19 protein-coding genes and 1 tRNA gene are annotated in these 15,810 nt (G+C 66.7%); 8 read left to right on the forward strand and 12 right to left on the reverse strand.

Going from position 1 to position 15,810, the window contains the following annotated elements; all coding sequences use genetic code 11:
* Positions 1–54: 54 nt before the first annotated feature.
* From AC07O4_RS12655 to AC07O4_RS12680, 6 genes are all read right to left on the reverse strand, one after another.
* The gene (locus AC07O4_RS12655) at positions 55–348 is read right to left on the reverse strand and encodes a GYD domain-containing protein (protein ID WP_095745032.1); all 294 of its coding nucleotides are present in this window, start codon (positions 346–348) and stop codon (positions 55–57) included.
* Between the two features lie 232 nt (positions 349–580).
* Complete coding sequence (locus AC07O4_RS12660) at positions 581–1,372, reverse strand: M90 family metallopeptidase (protein ID WP_492745565.1); 792 nt, start codon at positions 1,370–1,372, stop codon at positions 581–583.
* A gap of 15 nt (positions 1,373–1,387) precedes the next feature.
* Positions 1,388–2,164: a UDP-2,3-diacylglucosamine diphosphatase gene (locus AC07O4_RS12665; RefSeq protein WP_489057031.1), complete on the reverse strand. Its 777-nt coding sequence runs from the start codon at positions 2,162–2,164 to the stop codon at positions 1,388–1,390.
* A gap of 25 nt (positions 2,165–2,189) precedes the next feature.
* The gene (locus AC07O4_RS12670) at positions 2,190–2,702 is read right to left on the reverse strand and encodes a peptidylprolyl isomerase (RefSeq protein WP_070060416.1); all 513 of its coding nucleotides are present in this window, start codon (positions 2,700–2,702) and stop codon (positions 2,190–2,192) included.
* A gap of 27 nt (positions 2,703–2,729) precedes the next feature.
* Positions 2,730–3,326, reverse strand: a complete 597-nt coding sequence (locus AC07O4_RS12675) for a peptidylprolyl isomerase (RefSeq protein ID WP_492726337.1) — start codon at positions 3,324–3,326, stop codon at positions 2,730–2,732.
* Between the two features lie 97 nt (positions 3,327–3,423).
* Positions 3,424–4,014 carry a tetratricopeptide repeat protein gene (locus AC07O4_RS12680; protein WP_495304715.1) on the reverse strand — a complete coding sequence of 197 codons (591 nt, stop codon included), beginning with the start codon at positions 4,012–4,014 and terminating at the stop codon, positions 3,424–3,426.
* 196 nt (positions 4,015–4,210) lie between these two features.
* On the opposite strand from AC07O4_RS12680, the gene cysS reads away from it, so the two are divergent.
* From cysS to AC07O4_RS12710, 6 genes are all read left to right on the forward strand, one after another.
* Complete coding sequence (gene cysS / locus AC07O4_RS12685; protein ID WP_495304716.1) at positions 4,211–5,587, forward strand: cysteine--tRNA ligase; 1,377 nt, start codon at positions 4,211–4,213, stop codon at positions 5,585–5,587.
* A complete protein-coding gene (locus tag AC07O4_RS12690; RefSeq protein ID WP_095947831.1) occupies positions 5,584–6,255 on the forward strand; it encodes a DNA-3-methyladenine glycosylase family protein in 672 nt (223 codons plus the stop codon). Before cysS ends, AC07O4_RS12690 begins: the two co-directional genes overlap by 4 nt.
* Positions 6,256–6,411: 156 nt before the next feature.
* A complete protein-coding gene (locus tag AC07O4_RS12695) occupies positions 6,412–7,392 on the forward strand; it encodes an acetyl-CoA carboxylase carboxyltransferase subunit alpha (RefSeq protein ID WP_056582036.1) in 981 nt (326 codons plus the stop codon).
* A 20-nt stretch (positions 7,393–7,412) separates the two neighbouring features.
* Positions 7,413–8,390, forward strand: coding sequence for a tRNA lysidine(34) synthetase TilS (gene tilS / locus AC07O4_RS12700; RefSeq protein ID WP_492742141.1), 978 nt, complete (start codon positions 7,413–7,415; stop codon positions 8,388–8,390).
* Positions 8,391–8,445: 55 nt separating this feature from the next.
* Positions 8,446–9,714 carry an aspartate kinase gene (locus AC07O4_RS12705; RefSeq protein WP_062480939.1) on the forward strand — a complete coding sequence of 423 codons (1,269 nt, stop codon included), beginning with the start codon at positions 8,446–8,448 and terminating at the stop codon, positions 9,712–9,714.
* Positions 9,715–9,741: 27 nt separating this feature from the next.
* Positions 9,742–9,834: transfer RNA gene (locus tag AC07O4_RS12710), tRNA-Ser, on the forward strand.
* Positions 9,835–9,959: 125 nt separating this feature from the next.
* On the opposite strand, the gene AC07O4_RS12715 is transcribed toward AC07O4_RS12710, so the two are convergent.
* The 5 genes from AC07O4_RS12715 to AC07O4_RS12735 all read right to left on the reverse strand — a co-directional run bounded on the left by AC07O4_RS12715 (position 9,960) and on the right by AC07O4_RS12735 (position 11,996).
* Positions 9,960–10,181 (reverse strand): hypothetical protein, encoded by a 222-nt coding sequence (locus AC07O4_RS12715; RefSeq protein ID WP_492726341.1) that lies wholly within the window; start codon positions 10,179–10,181, stop codon positions 9,960–9,962.
* Positions 10,182–10,211: 30 nt separating this feature from the next.
* Positions 10,212–10,487 carry a hypothetical protein gene (locus tag AC07O4_RS12720; protein ID WP_495304717.1) on the reverse strand — a complete coding sequence of 92 codons (276 nt, stop codon included), beginning with the start codon at positions 10,485–10,487 and terminating at the stop codon, positions 10,212–10,214.
* A gap of 130 nt (positions 10,488–10,617) precedes the next feature.
* Positions 10,618–11,151 (reverse strand): nucleoside 2-deoxyribosyltransferase, encoded by a 534-nt coding sequence (locus AC07O4_RS12725; protein ID WP_062480933.1) that lies wholly within the window; start codon positions 11,149–11,151, stop codon positions 10,618–10,620.
* A gap of 59 nt (positions 11,152–11,210) precedes the next feature.
* A complete protein-coding gene (locus AC07O4_RS12730; RefSeq protein WP_492695875.1) occupies positions 11,211–11,648 on the reverse strand; it encodes a hypothetical protein in 438 nt (145 codons plus the stop codon).
* A gap of 138 nt (positions 11,649–11,786) precedes the next feature.
* A complete protein-coding gene (locus tag AC07O4_RS12735) occupies positions 11,787–11,996 on the reverse strand; it encodes a hypothetical protein (RefSeq protein ID WP_139705507.1) in 210 nt (69 codons plus the stop codon).
* 185 nt (positions 11,997–12,181) lie between these two features.
* Between AC07O4_RS12735 and AC07O4_RS12740 the strand changes: the two genes are divergently transcribed.
* Together AC07O4_RS12740 and AC07O4_RS12745 are read left to right on the forward strand one after the other, a co-directional pair.
* A complete protein-coding gene (locus AC07O4_RS12740; RefSeq protein ID WP_255221204.1) occupies positions 12,182–12,910 on the forward strand; it encodes a LuxR C-terminal-related transcriptional regulator in 729 nt (242 codons plus the stop codon).
* A gap of 11 nt (positions 12,911–12,921) precedes the next feature.
* The gene (locus AC07O4_RS12745) at positions 12,922–14,769 is read left to right on the forward strand and encodes a sensor histidine kinase (RefSeq protein WP_495304718.1); all 1,848 of its coding nucleotides are present in this window, start codon (positions 12,922–12,924) and stop codon (positions 14,767–14,769) included.
* 18 nt (positions 14,770–14,787) lie between these two features.
* Here AC07O4_RS12745 and AC07O4_RS12750 read toward each other — a convergent pair whose 3' ends face one another.
* Positions 14,788–15,717: a LysR family transcriptional regulator gene (locus AC07O4_RS12750; RefSeq protein WP_492742149.1), complete on the reverse strand. Its 930-nt coding sequence runs from the start codon at positions 15,715–15,717 to the stop codon at positions 14,788–14,790.
* Positions 15,718–15,810 lie beyond the last annotated feature (93 nt).

Below are 15,810 nucleotides of genomic sequence, written 5' to 3' on the forward strand. Positions count from 1 at the left end.
TGAGAAGGAGCCCGCCGCGTGCGGGCTTTTTCATGTGTGTCGACCCGTCCCGGCTCAAGGCAATTTGGCCAGGATCTTGTCCATTTCTCCGGCGGTATAGGCGCGCAGGGAGCGCGTGCGCACATTGCCCTGCATGGCGATGGCCAGACTGAATGCACAGAGCGCCTGCTCGTCCTCGGACTCCAGCACGCAGACCACATCGCAGTCGCCCATGGTCCAGAAGATCTCGCGCATGTTGACGCCGAGCTTCTGGGCGGTTTCCTTGGCGGCGGCAGCGCGTTTGGTGGTTTCCTTGACGCTCTGGATGCCCTTGTCCGTGAAGCTCAGCATGCCGATATAGGTCACCATTTTCTGCTCCTGTGTTGTTATCCGCGGGGGACGAATCACATGAAGCAACGCCGCCCCCGATGGCGACGCTCCAGGTCATCGGGCGCGCAGCGACGCTGTGGAGGGCGATGGCCGCAGCGATGCTACGCCGGGGGCCTGCAAAGGCAAGGCGCTCCCGATCAGCGCCTACTCAGGACGAGGTAGGCGGACCGCGATCGCGCGCGCAAGCAAGGAAACCAGATGTGAGGGGCGGTCAGGCCTGCGCAGGCCGAAAGAACGCATCGAAGAGAACCAGCACTGCCGGGAAGTCCCGCGCGAAGTTCGGCCGGTTCACGAAGTAGGCCTCGCAGGCCACCGCGAAGAACTCGCTGATCGAGGTGGCACCGTAATCGTCGAGCCAGGGCGGCTCGGCGCCGAAGCGTTCGGCGAGGATGGTCTTTTCGCGGAAGTCGTCGTAGGCCGGCTGCAGCACGGCCATCCAGGCCGCGCGGGCCTCGCGCGCACTGCGCCGGCCCATGAAGCCGGCCGGCAGCGGCGGGCAGCCGTCGGCGATGCCGTTGCGCATGTCGATCTTGTGGGCGAACTCGTGGATCACGACGTTGTAGCCGCCCTCGCTGCTGACGCTGCTCGCGAGCACGTCCTGCCAGCTGAGCATGACGGGGCCCTGGTCCATCGCCTCGCCGGCGACGACCTCTTCGTACTCGTGCACGACCAGCGCGTCATCGACGACCTTGCGCGGCGCCACCACCTCGGACGGGTGCACCACGATGCCGACGAAATCGTCGTACCAGTCGAGCCCGTCCTTCAGGTGCAGCACCGGCAGCACGGCCTGCGCCGCGATGGCCAGCGCCACCTCGTCGGTGATGACGAAGCCCTGCGTGCCATGGAATTCCTTGTCCCGCAGGAACTCGGCCGCGAGCGTGCGTAGTTGTTGCTGCTGCGCGGGCGGCAATTCGCCCAGGAAGGCGTAGCGCGTGAGCGTGGCGCGCCAGGCGGCGTCGGGAATCGGGGGCAGGGCGCGCAGCCGGCGCAGCCACTTGAACATCGGTGTTCGGTGTGCTTACCGCAGGTCGACGCGCTGCGCGCCGGCGGCCGACAGGCACAGCAGCTGCGCGCGCGGCGGGTGCGCGGCGGCGTCCCAGTCGCTCAGCACGATGCGACGCAGGCCGTGGCCCAGGTCGTGGACGGCGGGGCGGTGGGTGTGGCCATGGATCAGCGCGCTGGCGCCCGCGTGCTGCAGCCATTGGCGGGCAGCGTCGGCGTCCACGTCGGCCCAGAGGGTCGAGGGATCGCGCTTGCGGTCTTCGCTCTGTGCGCGGATGGCGCGGGCGAGGGCGCGGCGCTCTTCCAGCGGGCGCGCGAGGAACGCGGCCTGCCATTCGGGCGTGCGCACCTGGGCGCGAAACTGGAGGTAGTCGGTGTCTTCGAGGCAGAGGGCGTCGCCATGGCTCAGCAGCCAGCGTTCGCCGTGCAGCACCAGCACCGTGGGGTCGTCGAGCAGCGTCAGGCCGCATTGCGCGGCAAAGGCCTTGCCGACGAGGAAGTCGCGGTTGCCGTGCATGAAGAACACGGGCATGCGCTGCGCCGTGCGCTGCAGCAACTCGACGCACTGCGCCTCGAAGCCGGGCTGGTCGGCGGCATCGTCGCCCACCCACACCTCGAACAGGTCGCCGAGGATCACCAGCGCATCGGCCGGCGTGGTCTGCAGGTAGCCCTGCCAGGCCTCGAAGGTGGCCAGCTCGCTGGCCTGCAGGTGCAGGTCGGAAATCAGGTCGACGGTGCGCCACGCGGGCGGCGCCACCAGCTCGGAGAAAGCCGGGTTCGCCACCGGGGTCATGCCGCTGCGCCGTGCCTGAAGTGCATCACTCGACAGTAACGACTGCCTTTTCGATCACGACGTCCTCGAGGGGCACGTCGTCATGGAAGCCCTTGCGGCCCGTCTTCACGGCCTTGATCTTGTCGACGACATCGGTGCCGCCCGTGACCTTGCCGAACACCGCGTAGCCCCAGCCCTGGGCCGAGGGGGCGGTGTGGTTCAGGAAGCCGTTGTCGGCCACGTTGATGAAGAACTGGGCGGTGGCCGAGTGCGGTGCGCTCGTGCGGGCCATGGCCACGGTGTAGTTGGCGTTCTTGAGGCCGTTGTTGGCTTCGTTCTCGATCTCGGCGCCGGTGGGCTTTTGCTTCATGCCGGGCTCGAAACCGCCGCCTTGCACCATGAAGCCGGGGATCACGCGGTGGAACACCGTGTTGTCGTAGTGGCCCTTCTTCACGTACTCGATGAAGTTGGCGGTCGACTTCGGTGCCTTCACGCCGTCGAGTTCGAGCGTGATGACGCCGTAGTTCTTGATGTGCAGTTCGACTTGGGGGTTGCTCATGAGTTAGCTCCTTCTTCGGAAACGGGATTACTTCGCCAGCGTGGCGGACTTGATGGTGAGGGTTTCGACGGGCACGTTCTGCATGCCGCCCTTGTTGCCGGTCTGCACGGCGCGGATCTTGTCGACCACGTCGGTGCCGGCGATGACCTTGCCGAACACGGTGTAGCCGTAGCCGTCGGGGTTGGGCGCGTTGAGCGAGTCGTTGTTCTTCACGTTGATGAAGAACTGCGAGGTGGCCGAATTGGGGTTGCCGGTGCGGGCCATCGCGATCGTGTACTTGTCGTTCTTCAGGCCGTTGTTGGCTTCGAGCGGGATCGGCGGGCGCGTGGGCTTTTGCTGCAGGTCGGCGGTGAAGCCGCCGCCCTGGATCATGAAACCGTCGATGACGCGGTGGAACACCGTGCCGTCGTAGTGCTTGTCCTTGACGTACTGCAGGAAGTTTTCGACCGTCTTGGGGGCCTTGGCCGCATCGAGCTCGACCACGATGTCGCCCGCCGAGGTGGCGAGCTTGACGCGCGGCGCGGCTTGCTGGGCGTGCGCGCCGGCGGCGGCGCCGAAGGCCAGGGCCGCGGCCAGTGCGAGGGCGCCGCGGCGGCTGAAACGGGAAAGTGCAGAGGTCGTCAAATGAGGCTCCGTGTGCGGGTGGAGGGGAGGGCGGTGGGCCTGCGATGGCGCAGGTTGGGAGGCAACTGTGTGCGCACCGCCGGATTGCAAGAGGCTGTTACTTGGTCGTGCGGCCCACAGGCTTGCGCACTTCGGGCGGCGCGGCCGGCAGCACGGCCGCATCGGCCGCGGCCTTGGGCGTGAAGATCTGGCGGATCAGCGCGAGCTTGGGCGCGACGCTCGCATTGGTGGTCGCGAACTGCTGGGCGCGCTGGTATTCCTGGGCCGCCAGGCGCGCGTACACGTCGCCGAGGTTTTCATGCGCGGTGGCGTAGTTGGGGCTGAGCTTGAGCGCGGTTTCGAGCGCGGCGCGGGCCTGGTCGAACTTGCTCTGCGACGCGTACAGCGCTGCGAGGTTGTTGTAGGGCTCGGGCAGTTCCGGGAAATCCTGGCTGAGCTGCGTGAACGCGGTGATCGCGTCGGCGGTCTTGTTCTGCTCGGTGAGGATCACGCCGCGCAGGAAGCGCATCTGCGGGTCGCGCGGCTTGCCGGCGATGTAGGTGTCGGCCTTGGCCAGCGCCTCGGCGGCCTTGCCCTGGCGCAGCAGGAGGTTGACGTCGTCGTAGTCGTTGGCGTGCGCGGCGAAGCCCCACAGACCGAAGAGCAGTGCAAAGGCGATGGGGAGTCTGGAGAACGCGGCGTGCTTCATGAAGCCTCGGCAGGATTGGGGGGGAGCGGGGGCCTGGAGAACACCCGGATGCTGCGCGGCGGCAGCCGTTTATACTGCGTCGCATTGTAGCCGAGGGGCCACGTCGAACCCCTCGTAGCCACGCCCCCCGTCACCCCTGAAATACACCGTTGTTCGCCCGTACCGCACGTGCGCGAATCAACGCTTTCCGAGTCCCATGAGTCTGCGCATCTACAACACGCTGTCGCGTGAATTGGAGGATTTCTCCCCCCTGCAACCTGGACAGGTTCGCATGTACGTGTGCGGCATGACCGTCTATGACCTGTGCCACATCGGCCACGCCCGCATGATGATGGCGTTCGACGTGGTGCAGCGCTGGCTGCGCGCCAGCGGCTATGCCGTGACCTACGTGCGCAACATCACCGACATCGACGACAAGATCATCGCCCGCGCGGTCCAGCGCGGCATCACCATCCGCGCGCTGACCGACGAGGTGATCGCGGCCATGCACGAGGACATCGGTGCGCTGCGCATCGAGCCGCCGACCATCGAGCCGCGCGCCACCGAATACGTGCCGCAGATGCTCGGCATCATCGAGACGCTGGAACGCAAGGGCCTGGCCTACCGCTCGGACAACGGCGACGTGAACTACGCGGTGCGCAAGTTCCCGGGCTACGGCAAGCTCTCGGGCAAGTCGCTCGACGAACTGCACGCCGGCGAGCGCGTCGCGGTGCTCGACGGCAAGCAGGACCCGCTCGACTTCGTGCTCTGGAAATCCGCCAAGCCGACCGAGCCCGACGACGCCAAGTGGGACAGCCCCTTCGGCACCGGCCGTCCGGGCTGGCACATCGAGTGCTCGGCCATGAGCTGCGCCACGCTCGGAGAGACCTTCGACATTCACGGCGGCGGTGCCGACCTGCAGTTCCCGCACCACGAGAACGAAATTGCGCAAAGCGAAGGCGCCAACGACAAGCCGCTGTCGCGCTTCTGGGTCCACAACGGCTTCGTGCGCGTGGACAACGAGAAGATGTCCAAGAGCCTGGGCAACTTCTTCACCATCCGCGAAGTGCTGCAGAAGTACGACGCCGAGAGCCTGCGTTTCTTCCTCGTGCGCACGCATTACCGCAGCGCGCTGAACTACAGCGACGCGCACCTCGACGACGCGCGCAACTCACTCAAGCGCCTGTACACCGCGCTCGACCTGGTGGCGCCCGCGCCCGTGGCCATCGACTGGACGCAGCCCCACGCGGCGCGTTTCAAGGCGGCGATGGACGAGGACTTCGGCACGCCCGAAGCCATCGCCGTGCTGTTCGAGCTGGCCGGCGAAGTCAACCGCACCAAGTCTGCAGACACCGCGGGCCTGCTCAAGGCGCTGGCCGGCACGCTGGGCTTGCTGCAAGGCGATCCGAAGGCGTTCCTGCAGGCGGGCACCACGCTCGACGAAGCCACCATCCAGTCGAAGATCGATGCACGCGCGGCGGCAAAGGCGGCGAAGAATTTCGCCGAGGCCGATCGCATTCGCCAGGAACTCCTCGAGCAGGGCATCGTGCTCAAGGATTCGCCCACGGGAACGACCTGGGCGGCTGCACAGTGAACGGAACGACGAACCCCGTACCCGCTACCCAGCAGACCAGCGTGCGCATCTACACGCCGGACTATTGGGAGGAAGCCTGCAAGCACCTGGCCAAGAAAGACCGCGTGATGAAGCGGCTCATTCCGAAGTTCGGCGAGGCCTGCCTCGAGTCGCGCGGCGATGCCTTCACCACGCTGGCGCGAAGCATCGTGGGCCAGCAGATCTCGGTGAAGGCCGCACAGTCGACCTGGGACAAGTTCGCGGCGCTGCCGCGCAAGCTGACGCCGGCCAACGTGCTCAAGCTCAAGGTCGACGACATGCGCGGCGCCGGGCTGTCGGCGCGCAAGATCGAATATCTGGTCGACCTGGCCCTGAATTTCGATTCGGGCACCGTGCACGTCGATCGCTGGAAAGACATGTCGGACGAGCTCATCATCGAGGAGCTCGTGGCCATCCGCGGCATCAGCCGCTGGACTGCCGAGATGTTCCTCATCTTCCACCTGATGCGCCCGAACGTGCTGCCGGTCGACGACCAGGGCCTGCTCAACGGCATCAGCGTGAACTATTTTTCGGGCGACCCGGTCAGCCGCAGCGATGCCCGCGATGTCGCCGTGGCCTGGGCGCCGTATTGCAGCGTGGCGACTTGGTATATTTGGCGATCGCTGGACCCCGTGCCGGTCGTTTACTAAGGATCACCCCCAGGCTTCGCGCACTTCGTGTCGCTTCGCCAACCCCCTTCGAGGGGCAACACCGCAGGCCCGGCAAAGCCGGTTTCTCGGTGTTTCTGGAATAAATGCAAAAGAGCCGGATGGCCGGTCAATTGATGAAATAAACAGGAGAAGACGTTGGCGAAACGAACCTTCCTCGACTTCGAGCAGCCCATTGCTGAACTCGAAACAAAGATCGAAGAACTGCGTTATGTACAGACCGAATCGGCGGTCGACATCTCGGAAGAAATCGATCAGCTCGGCAAGAAAAGCCAGCAACTCACCAAAGACATCTACAGCGACCTGACGCCCTGGCAGATCACCAAGATCGCGCGGCATCCGGAGCGCCCGTACACGCTCGACTACGTCAACGAAATCTTCACGGACTTCGTCGAGCTGCATGGCGACCGCCATTTCTCGGACGACCTGTCGATCGTCGGCGGGCTGGCGCGCTTCAACGGCGTGCCCTGCATGGTGCTCGGTCACCAGAAGGGCCGCGACACGAAGGAGCGCACCGCGCGCAACTTCGGCATGAGCAAGCCCGAGGGTTACCGCAAGGCGCTGCGTCTCATGAAGACGGCCGAGAAATTCAAGCTGCCGGTGTTCACCTTCGTCGATACGCCCGGCGCCTACCCCGGCATCGACGCCGAAGAGCGCGGCCAGTCGGAAGCCATCGGCCGCAACATCTTCGAGATGGCGCAGCTCGAGGTACCCATCATCGTCACCATCATCGGTGAAGGCGGTTCGGGCGGCGCGCTGGCCATTTCGGTCGGCGACCAGCTCGTGATGCTGCAGTACTCGATCTACTCGGTGATCAGCCCCGAAGGCTGCGCGTCCATTCTCTGGAAGACCAGCGACAAGGCGCAGGAAGCCGCAGATGCCCTGGGCATCACGGCGCATCGCCTGAAGGCACTGGGCCTGGTCGACAAGATCGTCAACGAACCCGTCGGCGGCGCGCACCGCGACCATCGCCAGATGGCCGCGTTCCTCAAGCGCGCGCTCAACGACGCCTTCCGCCAGGTCAGCGACCTGAAGACGAAGGAACTGCTGGACCGCCGCTACGAGCGCCTGCAGAGCTACGGCCGGTTCAACGACACCAAGGCCGACAACAGCCGCTGAGCGGCTTTCCCTTTTCCATCATGAGCGAAGCCTTCGAACGCGCCATGGCCGCGTTCGAACCGGCGAGCCTGCCGCTGGCCGTCGGCTTCAGCGGCGGTGCGGATTCGACCGCCTTGCTCGCGGCCTGCGCGGCGCGATGGCCGGGGCAGGTGATCGCCTTCCATGTGCATCACGGGCTGCAGGCGGCGGCCGACGACTTCGAGCGGCAGTGCGCGCAGGCTTGCGAGCGGCTCGGTGTGCCGTTGGTGACGCACCGGGTCGATGCGCGGCATGCGCCGGGCGACAGCCCCGAGGATGCCGCGCGGCGCGCACGTTATGACGCGTATGGGGCCATGGCGCGTGCCGAGGGGGCGCGGCCTGCGGTGTCGTCCATCGCGCTGGGGCACCATGCCGATGACCAGGTCGAGACGCTGCTGCTGGCGCTGTCCCGCGGTGCCGGCCTGCCGGGCCTGGCCGCGATGCCGGCGCATGCGGTGCGCGACGGATTGAACATTCATCGGCCGCTGCTCGCGGTGCCGGCGGCCGACATCCGCAGCTGGCTGGCGCAGCAGCAGTTGCCGTGGATCGAAGACCCGAGCAACGCCGACGCGCGCTACACGCGCAACCGCATCCGCGCCGTGCTGCTGCCGGCGCTGGCGGACACCTTCCCGCAGTTTCGTGCGACCTTCGCCCGCAGCATCGGCCACGCGGCGCAGGCCCAGCAGCTGCTGGGCGAACTGGCGGCACAGGACCTGGCCGTGGTCGGTGAACCGCCGCAGATCCGGCCGCTGCAGGCGCTGTCGCGCGCGCGGCAGGCCAACGTGCTGCGCCACTGGCTCATGCAGTCGCACGGCTGCGCACCGAGCGCGGCGCAGCTCGACCAGCTGCTGGACCAGGTCCGCGCCTGCACCACCCGCGGCCACCGCATCCACCTCAAGGTGGGCGCGGGCTTCGCCGAGCGCAGGGGAGAGCGGCTGCATTGGTACAATGCCCCGCCCTCGCTGAAGACTTCGCTCTGACGGCTTGCAGGGCGCCGCTTTCCAGGCGGCCCTTTATCTTTCTCTGATTTCATCCATGGCATTGATCGTTCACAAATACGGCGGCACGTCGATGGGCTCGACCGAGCGCATCCGCAATGTCGCCAAGCGCGTCGCCAAATGGGCGCGTGCGGGTCACCAGATGATCGTGGTGCCCAGCGCCATGAGCGGCGAAACCAACCGCCTGCTCGGTCTTGCCAAGGAGCTCTCCCCGGGCAAACCCGGCGTGGCCTATCACCGCGAACTCGACATGCTCGCCTCCACCGGCGAACAGGCATCGTCGGCACTGCTGGCCATGGCGCTGCAGGCCGAGGGCGTGGAGTCGGTGAGCTACGCGGGCTGGCAGGTGTCGGTGCGCACCGACAACTCGTACACCAAGGCCCGCATCGAGAGCATCGACGACGCCAAGGTGCGCGCCGACCTCGCAGCCGGTCGCGTGGTGGTCATCACCGGCTTCCAGGGCGTGGACGACGAAGGCAACATCACCACGCTGGGCCGTGGCGGCAGCGACACCTCGGCCGTGGCCATTGCAGCGGCCATGAAGGCCAGCGAGTGCCTGATCTACACCGACGTCGACGGCGTCTACACCACCGACCCGCGTGTCGAGCCCGATGCGCGCCGCCTGACCACCGTGAGCTTCGAAGAGATGCTCGAGATGGCCAGCCTCGGCTCCAAGGTGCTGCAAATCCGCTCGGTGGAATTCGCCGGCAAGTACAAGGTGCCGCTGCGTGTGCTTTCGAGCTTCACCGCATGGGACATCGACATCAATGAAGAGGCCAAGTCCGGCACGCTGATCACTTTCGAGGAAGACGAAAACATGGAACAAGCCGTCGTATCCGGCATCGCATTCAATCGCGACGAAGCCAAGATCTCGGTGCTCGGCGTGCCCGACAAGCCGGGCATCGCGTATCACATCCTCGGTGCCGTGGCAGACGCCAACATCGAAGTCGACGTGATCATCCAGAACCTCAGCAAGGACGGCAAGACCGACTTCAGCTTCACCGTGCATCGCAACGAGTTCGCGCGCACGGTCGAACTGCTCGAGTCGAAGGTGATGCCTTCGCTGGGCGCCACCGAAATCGTGGGCGACACCAAGATCTGCAAGGTCAGCATCGTGGGCATCGGCATGCGCAGCCACGTGGGTGTCGCGAGCAAGATGTTCCGTGTGTTGAGCGAAGAGGGCATCAACATCCAGATGATCTCGACCAGCGAAATCAAGACCTCGGTCGTGATCGACGAAAAATATATGGAATTGGCCGTGCGCGCACTGCATAAAGCGTTCGATCTGGACCAACCGAGCGCTTAAGTAATGGCATAATTGCGGTTGCTTTCAGGAACTGTGACCGAGTGGCCGAAGGTGCTCCCCTGCTAAGGGAGTATGGGGTGTAGAGCCTCATCGAGGGTTCGAATCCCTCCGGTTCCGCCAGGATTGGCTTCCTGATCACCTTGCAGTGATCAAACAGCCCAAAAGAGCCCCGCCAGTCGGGGCTTTTTTGCGTCTGCGCGCGACGCGTGCGCGTGGCTGCCCGCCGAAAAGGCGAGGCGATGTCTTCAGGACGGCTGCGGTTCGAGCGTGGACAACGTCGCGATCGGGGCTATGCCCAGATGCAGTTCGCAAGGATCGCAAGGCACCGCAATCTGCCGGCCGTCGAAGCGCACCCGCACATGCGGATAGGTCGCTCCGGTGATGGTGCCGAGCCGGCCTTCGCAGACGACGCGATCGCCGCGACGGAACGACCGGCCGAACCGGAGTTTGATTTTTTCAAAACTCATTTCAGTGTCTCCTGGGTGTGCATCCGATGCTCAGCGCACCGGGTCGGGTTCGAGCGGTGGCCGCACGAGGGTCGCGGCCGTGTCCTGGAGGATCAGCGCGTGATCCGGGTCGTGGCTGAGGTAGGGGCTGGTCAGCAACTGGCCGATCAGCCGGTCGAAGTGGAACCGGACCTTGGCCGGCTCGGGGTGCGCGGCGTACAGCGCGCGCAGCATCGAGACGACGGCGCTGGTCTGCGTGGTCAGGACCTCCATGGAACCCAGGCGGCCCGCCGCTTCGAAAACTGCTTGTTGATCTGAGAGGGGCATCCGGGCCTCCTTTTTGGGGCGTTGGCATGTCCAACGCAAAAAGAGGCTGAAAGGCTTACTTCGAGAGGCTTTCTCCCCAGAATTGGTGATGCCCCACCTTTGATTTGTGACTTATTTCACGAATTTCGACTCACTGCCGCTGGGCTGGCGCGGACCCCAACACCTCGGCCAGCACCCGCAAGGCGTCGGTCGCCAAGTCCGAAAAGCGCACCGAGCAGGCCAGCATGAGGTTCAGCGGCAGCCCGAAATCCTCGATCAGCGTGCCCTCGGGGTCGCGCAGGCTGCCGTCCGGGTCGCGGCCGACGACGCCTGCCGTGGCGGCGCGCTGCGCATAGGTGCCTGGCGGAACGCCGTAGGCGGCCACCGGAAGGCCCAGGGCGATGGCCACGCCGACCTCGAACACCGTGCCCGAGTCGGGCTCCAGCCCGCGAAACGGCGCGAGATTGGCAATGACGCCGTCCGCCGACCGCAGCAGCTTCATGTTTTCCTCGTAGATCCGGCGCGCGGGGTCGGGGCCGGCCGCCTTGCCGTCGAACGGTGGCACGGCCGTCATGCCGAGCGCGTCGCAGGCCAATGCCAGCGCGGCAAAGTACTGCGCGGCGTCGGGCCGGAACACGTCGGGGCCGGCGAGGTAGACCCGTGGACGCGTGGAAGAGGAAGGCATCTGTCGAGTATGCGACCGCCCCCGGCCAGCGCCAACGGGAAGCGCTGCGACCAGGTCGGCTACTTCTTCATCGCCTTGACTTCGGCCATGCCCTTGCTTTCGTCGGCCTTGGCCTGCTTCACGCAGGTCGACTTGGCCTCGCCCTTCTGGTCGTCGCATTTTTCCTTGGCGATGCTGTAGGCCACTTCCACCTTGGCTTCGGCCACCTTGCGGGCGTTGCCGTCGCTGGGCTTCATCTTCTGGTCGAGCTCGGCCTTGGCGATCTTTTCCTTGCCCTTGGCTTCCTCGACGCAGACGTCCTTGGCGTTGTCCTTCATGGCATCGCACGCGGCGCGGTCGGTCTTGTAGTCGGCCGAGATCTTGTCGCGGGCTGCCTTGTATTCGGCGACCGCCGGGTCGACCGTGGCCGCGGGCGGCGGGTTCACCTGCGCTTGCGCCGACACGGCCGTGAGACAGGACACGGCAGCGGCGCACATCCACATGAGCTTTCTTTGCATGGTCATCTCCTTGAAGACGCCGGCGGTTGCTTCATTGCGACCAGCGCAAGAGAACCGGCGCCCGAAAACGATCCTAGGAACCGACGGCGCGACAGCGGTAGGACGCCTCGCGAAGCCGCCGTCAGCGCATGCTGACGCTCAGTGGCCTTCTGTTGTAGTGCCGTGCGCGCGCATCTCGCTGCGCAGGGCGCGCTGTCCCGAGGCCAGGGCGAGCTCGTAGCTCTCGACCGGGTCGAAGGCGCAGCGAAGGACGGTGGGATGCGCACCGTCGGTGTCGGTTTCGAGCAGCCGCCAGACAAAGGATCCGGGCGCCGGCTCGTCGATGATGAGTTCGATCGGATGTGTCATGGCCCCACCATGTCCGCTCGCATGGCGCCTGTCTGTAGGCGAAGGCCGACCGATGCCGCGCCGCGTCGTCAGAACCCCCAGATCTGGTGATGGCCGCACAGTCGCTGCGAGGGGACACTGCAGCCTCGCGCGCGAAGCCTGGGTGATGATTCGGGCATGCTTCCCACCTTGTCCGAACCGTCCTGATGTCCGCTTTCTCTCCCCAGCCCGAAGGTCCGGCGATGACGCCGCCGCCCAGCCCCGACCTGCCGGCGCCTGTGCTCATCGTCGAGGACGACGCGCTGATGCAGCGGCGCATCGTCGGCATCCTGAACCAGCTGGGCTACGGCAACGACGTGCTGGTGCTCGCCGCCACGCTGGCCGATGCGCGCATCGAACTCGCGCGCCAGTCGTTCGCGCTCGCGCTGGTCGACCTGGGCCTGCCCGACGGCAACGGCGTGGAGCTGATCGCGCAGATGAGCGCGCCGACCGGTGCGGCAATGAGCGCCGACGACGGCCCCGGCATCCTCGTGATCTCCGCCTGGAGCACCGACGACCTCATCCTCAACGCGCTGCGCGCCGGCGCCACCGGCTACGTGCTCAAGGAGCGCGACGACCTGGAGCTGCTGCTGTCGATCCGCAGCGTGCTGCGCGGCGGGGCGCCGATCGATCCGTTCATCGCGCGGCGCATCCTCGACCTCACGCAGGCGCCGCCGGCCACGCCGGGTCGCGTCGGCGAAGATGTGCTGACCGCGCGCGAACTGCAGATCCTCCAGCTGGTTGCCGAAGGCCTGACCAACCGCGAGATAGCCGAGCAGATCTTCCTGTCGCGGCACACCGTCGAATGCCACATCAAGAACATCTACCGCAAGCTCACCGTTTCCTCGCGCACGCGCGCCGTTTTCGCAGCGCGTTCGCGTGGCTTGCTGGCCTGAGCCTGTGGTGGTTGTTCGCGCACACGGCATGGGCTGCCGAAGGGTGCGCACCGCACATCGACAGCGTGCGGGCCGTGCGCGCCGCCGCCGGCGCGGGGCCTGAAGCACCGCCGCCCATCGACGGCTGGCAGCCGGTGACGCTGCCCGACCACTGGGCCACGCGCTGGCCCGGCTTCGAAGGCATCGTGTGGTACCGCATCGACTGGCAACGCCCCTGCGCGGGCCGCGACGACGCGCCGCAGCTGGGCGTGGCCTTCGACTACCTGAGCATGGCCGGCGCGATCTCGCTGAACGACAACCTGCTCTGGCGCGACGCCAGCCTGGTCGAGCCGCTGAGCCGCAGCTGGAACACGCCGCGCGTCTTCTTCCTGCCGGCCGTGGCGCTGAACCCCGGCACCAACACGCTGTGGGTGCAGGTGGTGGGCGGCAGCATGTACGGCTCGGGGCTGGGCCGCGTGGTGCTCGGCACGGCGGACGCGGCGGTGGCGTACCACGACGAGCGCCGCCTGTTCGCGCGCGTGCTGCCCGCGGTCAACCTCGTCATCTCGATCACGCTGGGCTGCTTCTTCCTCGTGCTGTGGCTCATGCGCCGGCAGGAGGTTGCCTACGGCTGGTACGCGCTCAGCGCCATTGCCTGGCTGGTGTTCGCGAGCAACACCGTGGTCAGCACCTTGCCGTGGCCGTTCGCCTCTACCGACGCCTGGTCGCGCTGGATCACGGCCTGGATGGTCCTGTACGTGAGCTGCTTCTGCATGTTCATGTGGCACTTCGGCGGCCAGCGCTTTCCGCGCCTGAGCCGCGCACTGTGGGCCGTGGCCGCGCTGGCCGTGGCGGCGATCGCGCTGCTGCCGCAGCCTGCGTTGTCGGTCGCAACGTTGGCGGTGTTCATCGCGTATTCGCTGCTCTTCATGGCCGTGTGCGTGCAGTTCATCCTGCGCGCGCTCGATACCAAGAAAACCGAACACCTGCTGCTGGCCCTGTGCGCCTTCGGCTTCCTGGTGGCCGCGGTGCACGACGCGCTGATGATCCTGCGCGTCATCGACGACCGCTTCGGCTACACCGTGGTCACGGCGCCGCTGATCATGATCGGCATGTCGCTGATCCTGGCGGGTGGCTTCACGCGCAGCCTGCGCCGCGTCGAGAGCTTCAACGACGAGCTGGCGCGCGAAGTGCGCGGGGCGCGCACCGAGCTGGCCGACACGCTCAGCCGCGAGCACCGCCTGGAGCTCGACAACGTGCGGCTGCATGAGCGCCTGAGCGTGGCGCACGACCTGCACGACGGCCTGGGCAGTTCGCTCGTGCGCTCGATCGCGCTGGTGGAGCAGTCGGGCGAGGCGCTGCAGCGGCCGCAGTACCTGTCGATGTTCAAGTCGCTGCGCGACGACCTGCGCCAGATCATCGACACCCACAGCGGCGGCGCGGCCCCGGTGGCCGCTACGCCCACGCAATGGCTGGCGCCGATGCGCCACCGCTTCGGCCGCCTGTTCGAGGAGATGGGCGTGCGCAGCCACTGGCAGACGCCCGCGGCCTGGCCCTGCGCGCTGTCCGCGCGCCAGGTGCTGGGTCTCACGCGCCTGCTCGAGGAGGCGCTGGCCAATGTGGTGAAGCACAGCCGTGCGCGCACCCTGCGCGTGCAACTGCGGGCCGACGGCGAGGCGGGCGTGCTGCTGAGCGTCGAGGACGACGGCGTGGGCTTCGATGCGGTGACGGTCGCCTCATCGATCGGCGGGCTGGGCCTGCGCAGCATGCAGGCGCGCATGGCGCGCATCGGCGGCACGCTGCAGATCGATGCGGACGATGGGGGCACGCGGCTGGCGGCGAGGGTGCGGGCACCCGCGATGGGCGCTGGCAGCAGCTGAGGTCCGCTGCGCGCTGGATCAGCGCGCCTTGCGGAACGCGCGCACCTCGGGTGCCGGGTGGTCTTCGATGTGCTGCAGCAGGAAGTCCAGAAACTCCTGCGCCGACGGCGAGAGCCCCCGGTCCTTGTTGAGCCACACTTGGAACTTGCGGCTGAGCACGGGCGTGACGAGCGGGCGGAATTCGAGCTGCTGGCGCTGCAGCAGCTCGCCCGCATACGGCAGGCAGGTGGTCACGCCCAGGCCGTGCTCGACCATGCTCAAGGCCGTCGTCAGGAAGGCGACTTCATGCGTCGGGCTGAACTCCAGCCGGCCGGGCGATGCATACAACTCGGCGCTGAGCAGCTGCGTGTATTCGCCCTGCAGCGAGATCACGGGGTAGCGGACCAGGTCGCTCCAGGCGACCCGCTGCTTCTTGGTGAGCGGATGCCCCGGGGGCAGCACCGCCAGAAAGGGCAGGGTGAAGAGCGTGCGCGCCACCACGTTGGCGGGTGCGTCGCGCTCGGGGCCGATGGCCAGGTCGACGTCGCCGTTGATGAGCCGGCCCAGCACGCTTTCGACCATCGAGTCCTGCAGGCGCACGCGGATGCCGGGGTACTTCCGGGCGAAGGCGGCCATGATTTCCGGCATGACCGTGCACGCCATCACCTGCGGCACCGCGATGCGCACGGTGCCAGTGCGCAGCTCGCGCAGGTCGGACACCGCATCGAGCGCCATGCCCAGGTCCTGGAGGATGCGTTCGGCCATCGGCAGAAAGACCTCGCCTGCGCTGGACAGCTGCAGCTTGCGCGTCGTGCGGTGAAGCATCTGCACGCCCAGGTTCGACTCCAGGTCCTTGATGAGGCCGCTCAGCGCCGACTGCGTGATGTGCAGCCGCAAAGCCGCCTCGGTCACGCTGCCGGCGCGGGCCACCGCGATGAAGGCGCGCAATTGGCGCAACGTGACATTCATCGGTTTATCCGATAAGTGGGAAAGAAATATCTGATTGAACCATGAATGAAGCTCGCATCCAATCGCAGCGCCATCACAACAACCACTGCCAGG

Source organism: Variovorax sp. GW821-FHT09D04, from assembly GCF_059416405.1.

Coding starts and splice junctions, on each gene's coding strand:
- AC07O4_RS12705 (WP_062480939.1), top strand. CDS start 8,446: ATGGCATTGATCGTTCACAAATACGGCGGCACGTCGATGGGCTCGACC.
- AC07O4_RS12715 (WP_492726341.1), bottom strand. CDS start 10,181: ATGAGTTTTGAAAAAATCAAACTCCGGTTCGGCCGGTCGTTCCGTCGC.
- AC07O4_RS12735 (WP_139705507.1), bottom strand. CDS start 11,996: ATGACACATCCGATCGAACTCATCATCGACGAGCCGGCGCCCGGATCC.
- AC07O4_RS12740 (WP_255221204.1), top strand. CDS start 12,182: ATGTCCGCTTTCTCTCCCCAGCCCGAAGGTCCGGCGATGACGCCGCCG.
- AC07O4_RS12750 (WP_492742149.1), bottom strand. CDS start 15,717: ATGAATGTCACGTTGCGCCAATTGCGCGCCTTCATCGCGGTGGCCCGC.
- AC07O4_RS12720 (WP_495304717.1), bottom strand. CDS start 10,487: ATGCCCCTCTCAGATCAACAAGCAGTTTTCGAAGCGGCGGGCCGCCTG.
- AC07O4_RS12660 (WP_492745565.1), bottom strand. CDS start 1,372: ATGTTCAAGTGGCTGCGCCGGCTGCGCGCCCTGCCCCCGATTCCCGAC.
- tilS (WP_492742141.1), top strand. CDS start 7,413: ATGAGCGAAGCCTTCGAACGCGCCATGGCCGCGTTCGAACCGGCGAGC.
- AC07O4_RS12725 (WP_062480933.1), bottom strand. CDS start 11,151: ATGCCTTCCTCTTCCACGCGTCCACGGGTCTACCTCGCCGGCCCCGAC.
- AC07O4_RS12670 (WP_070060416.1), bottom strand. CDS start 2,702: ATGAGCAACCCCCAAGTCGAACTGCACATCAAGAACTACGGCGTCATC.
- cysS (WP_495304716.1), top strand. CDS start 4,211: ATGAGTCTGCGCATCTACAACACGCTGTCGCGTGAATTGGAGGATTTC.
- AC07O4_RS12665 (WP_489057031.1), bottom strand. CDS start 2,164: ATGACCCCGGTGGCGAACCCGGCTTTCTCCGAGCTGGTGGCGCCGCCC.
- AC07O4_RS12655 (WP_095745032.1), bottom strand. CDS start 348: ATGGTGACCTATATCGGCATGCTGAGCTTCACGGACAAGGGCATCCAG.
- AC07O4_RS12680 (WP_495304715.1), bottom strand. CDS start 4,014: ATGAAGCACGCCGCGTTCTCCAGACTCCCCATCGCCTTTGCACTGCTC.
- AC07O4_RS12730 (WP_492695875.1), bottom strand. CDS start 11,648: ATGCAAAGAAAGCTCATGTGGATGTGCGCCGCTGCCGTGTCCTGTCTC.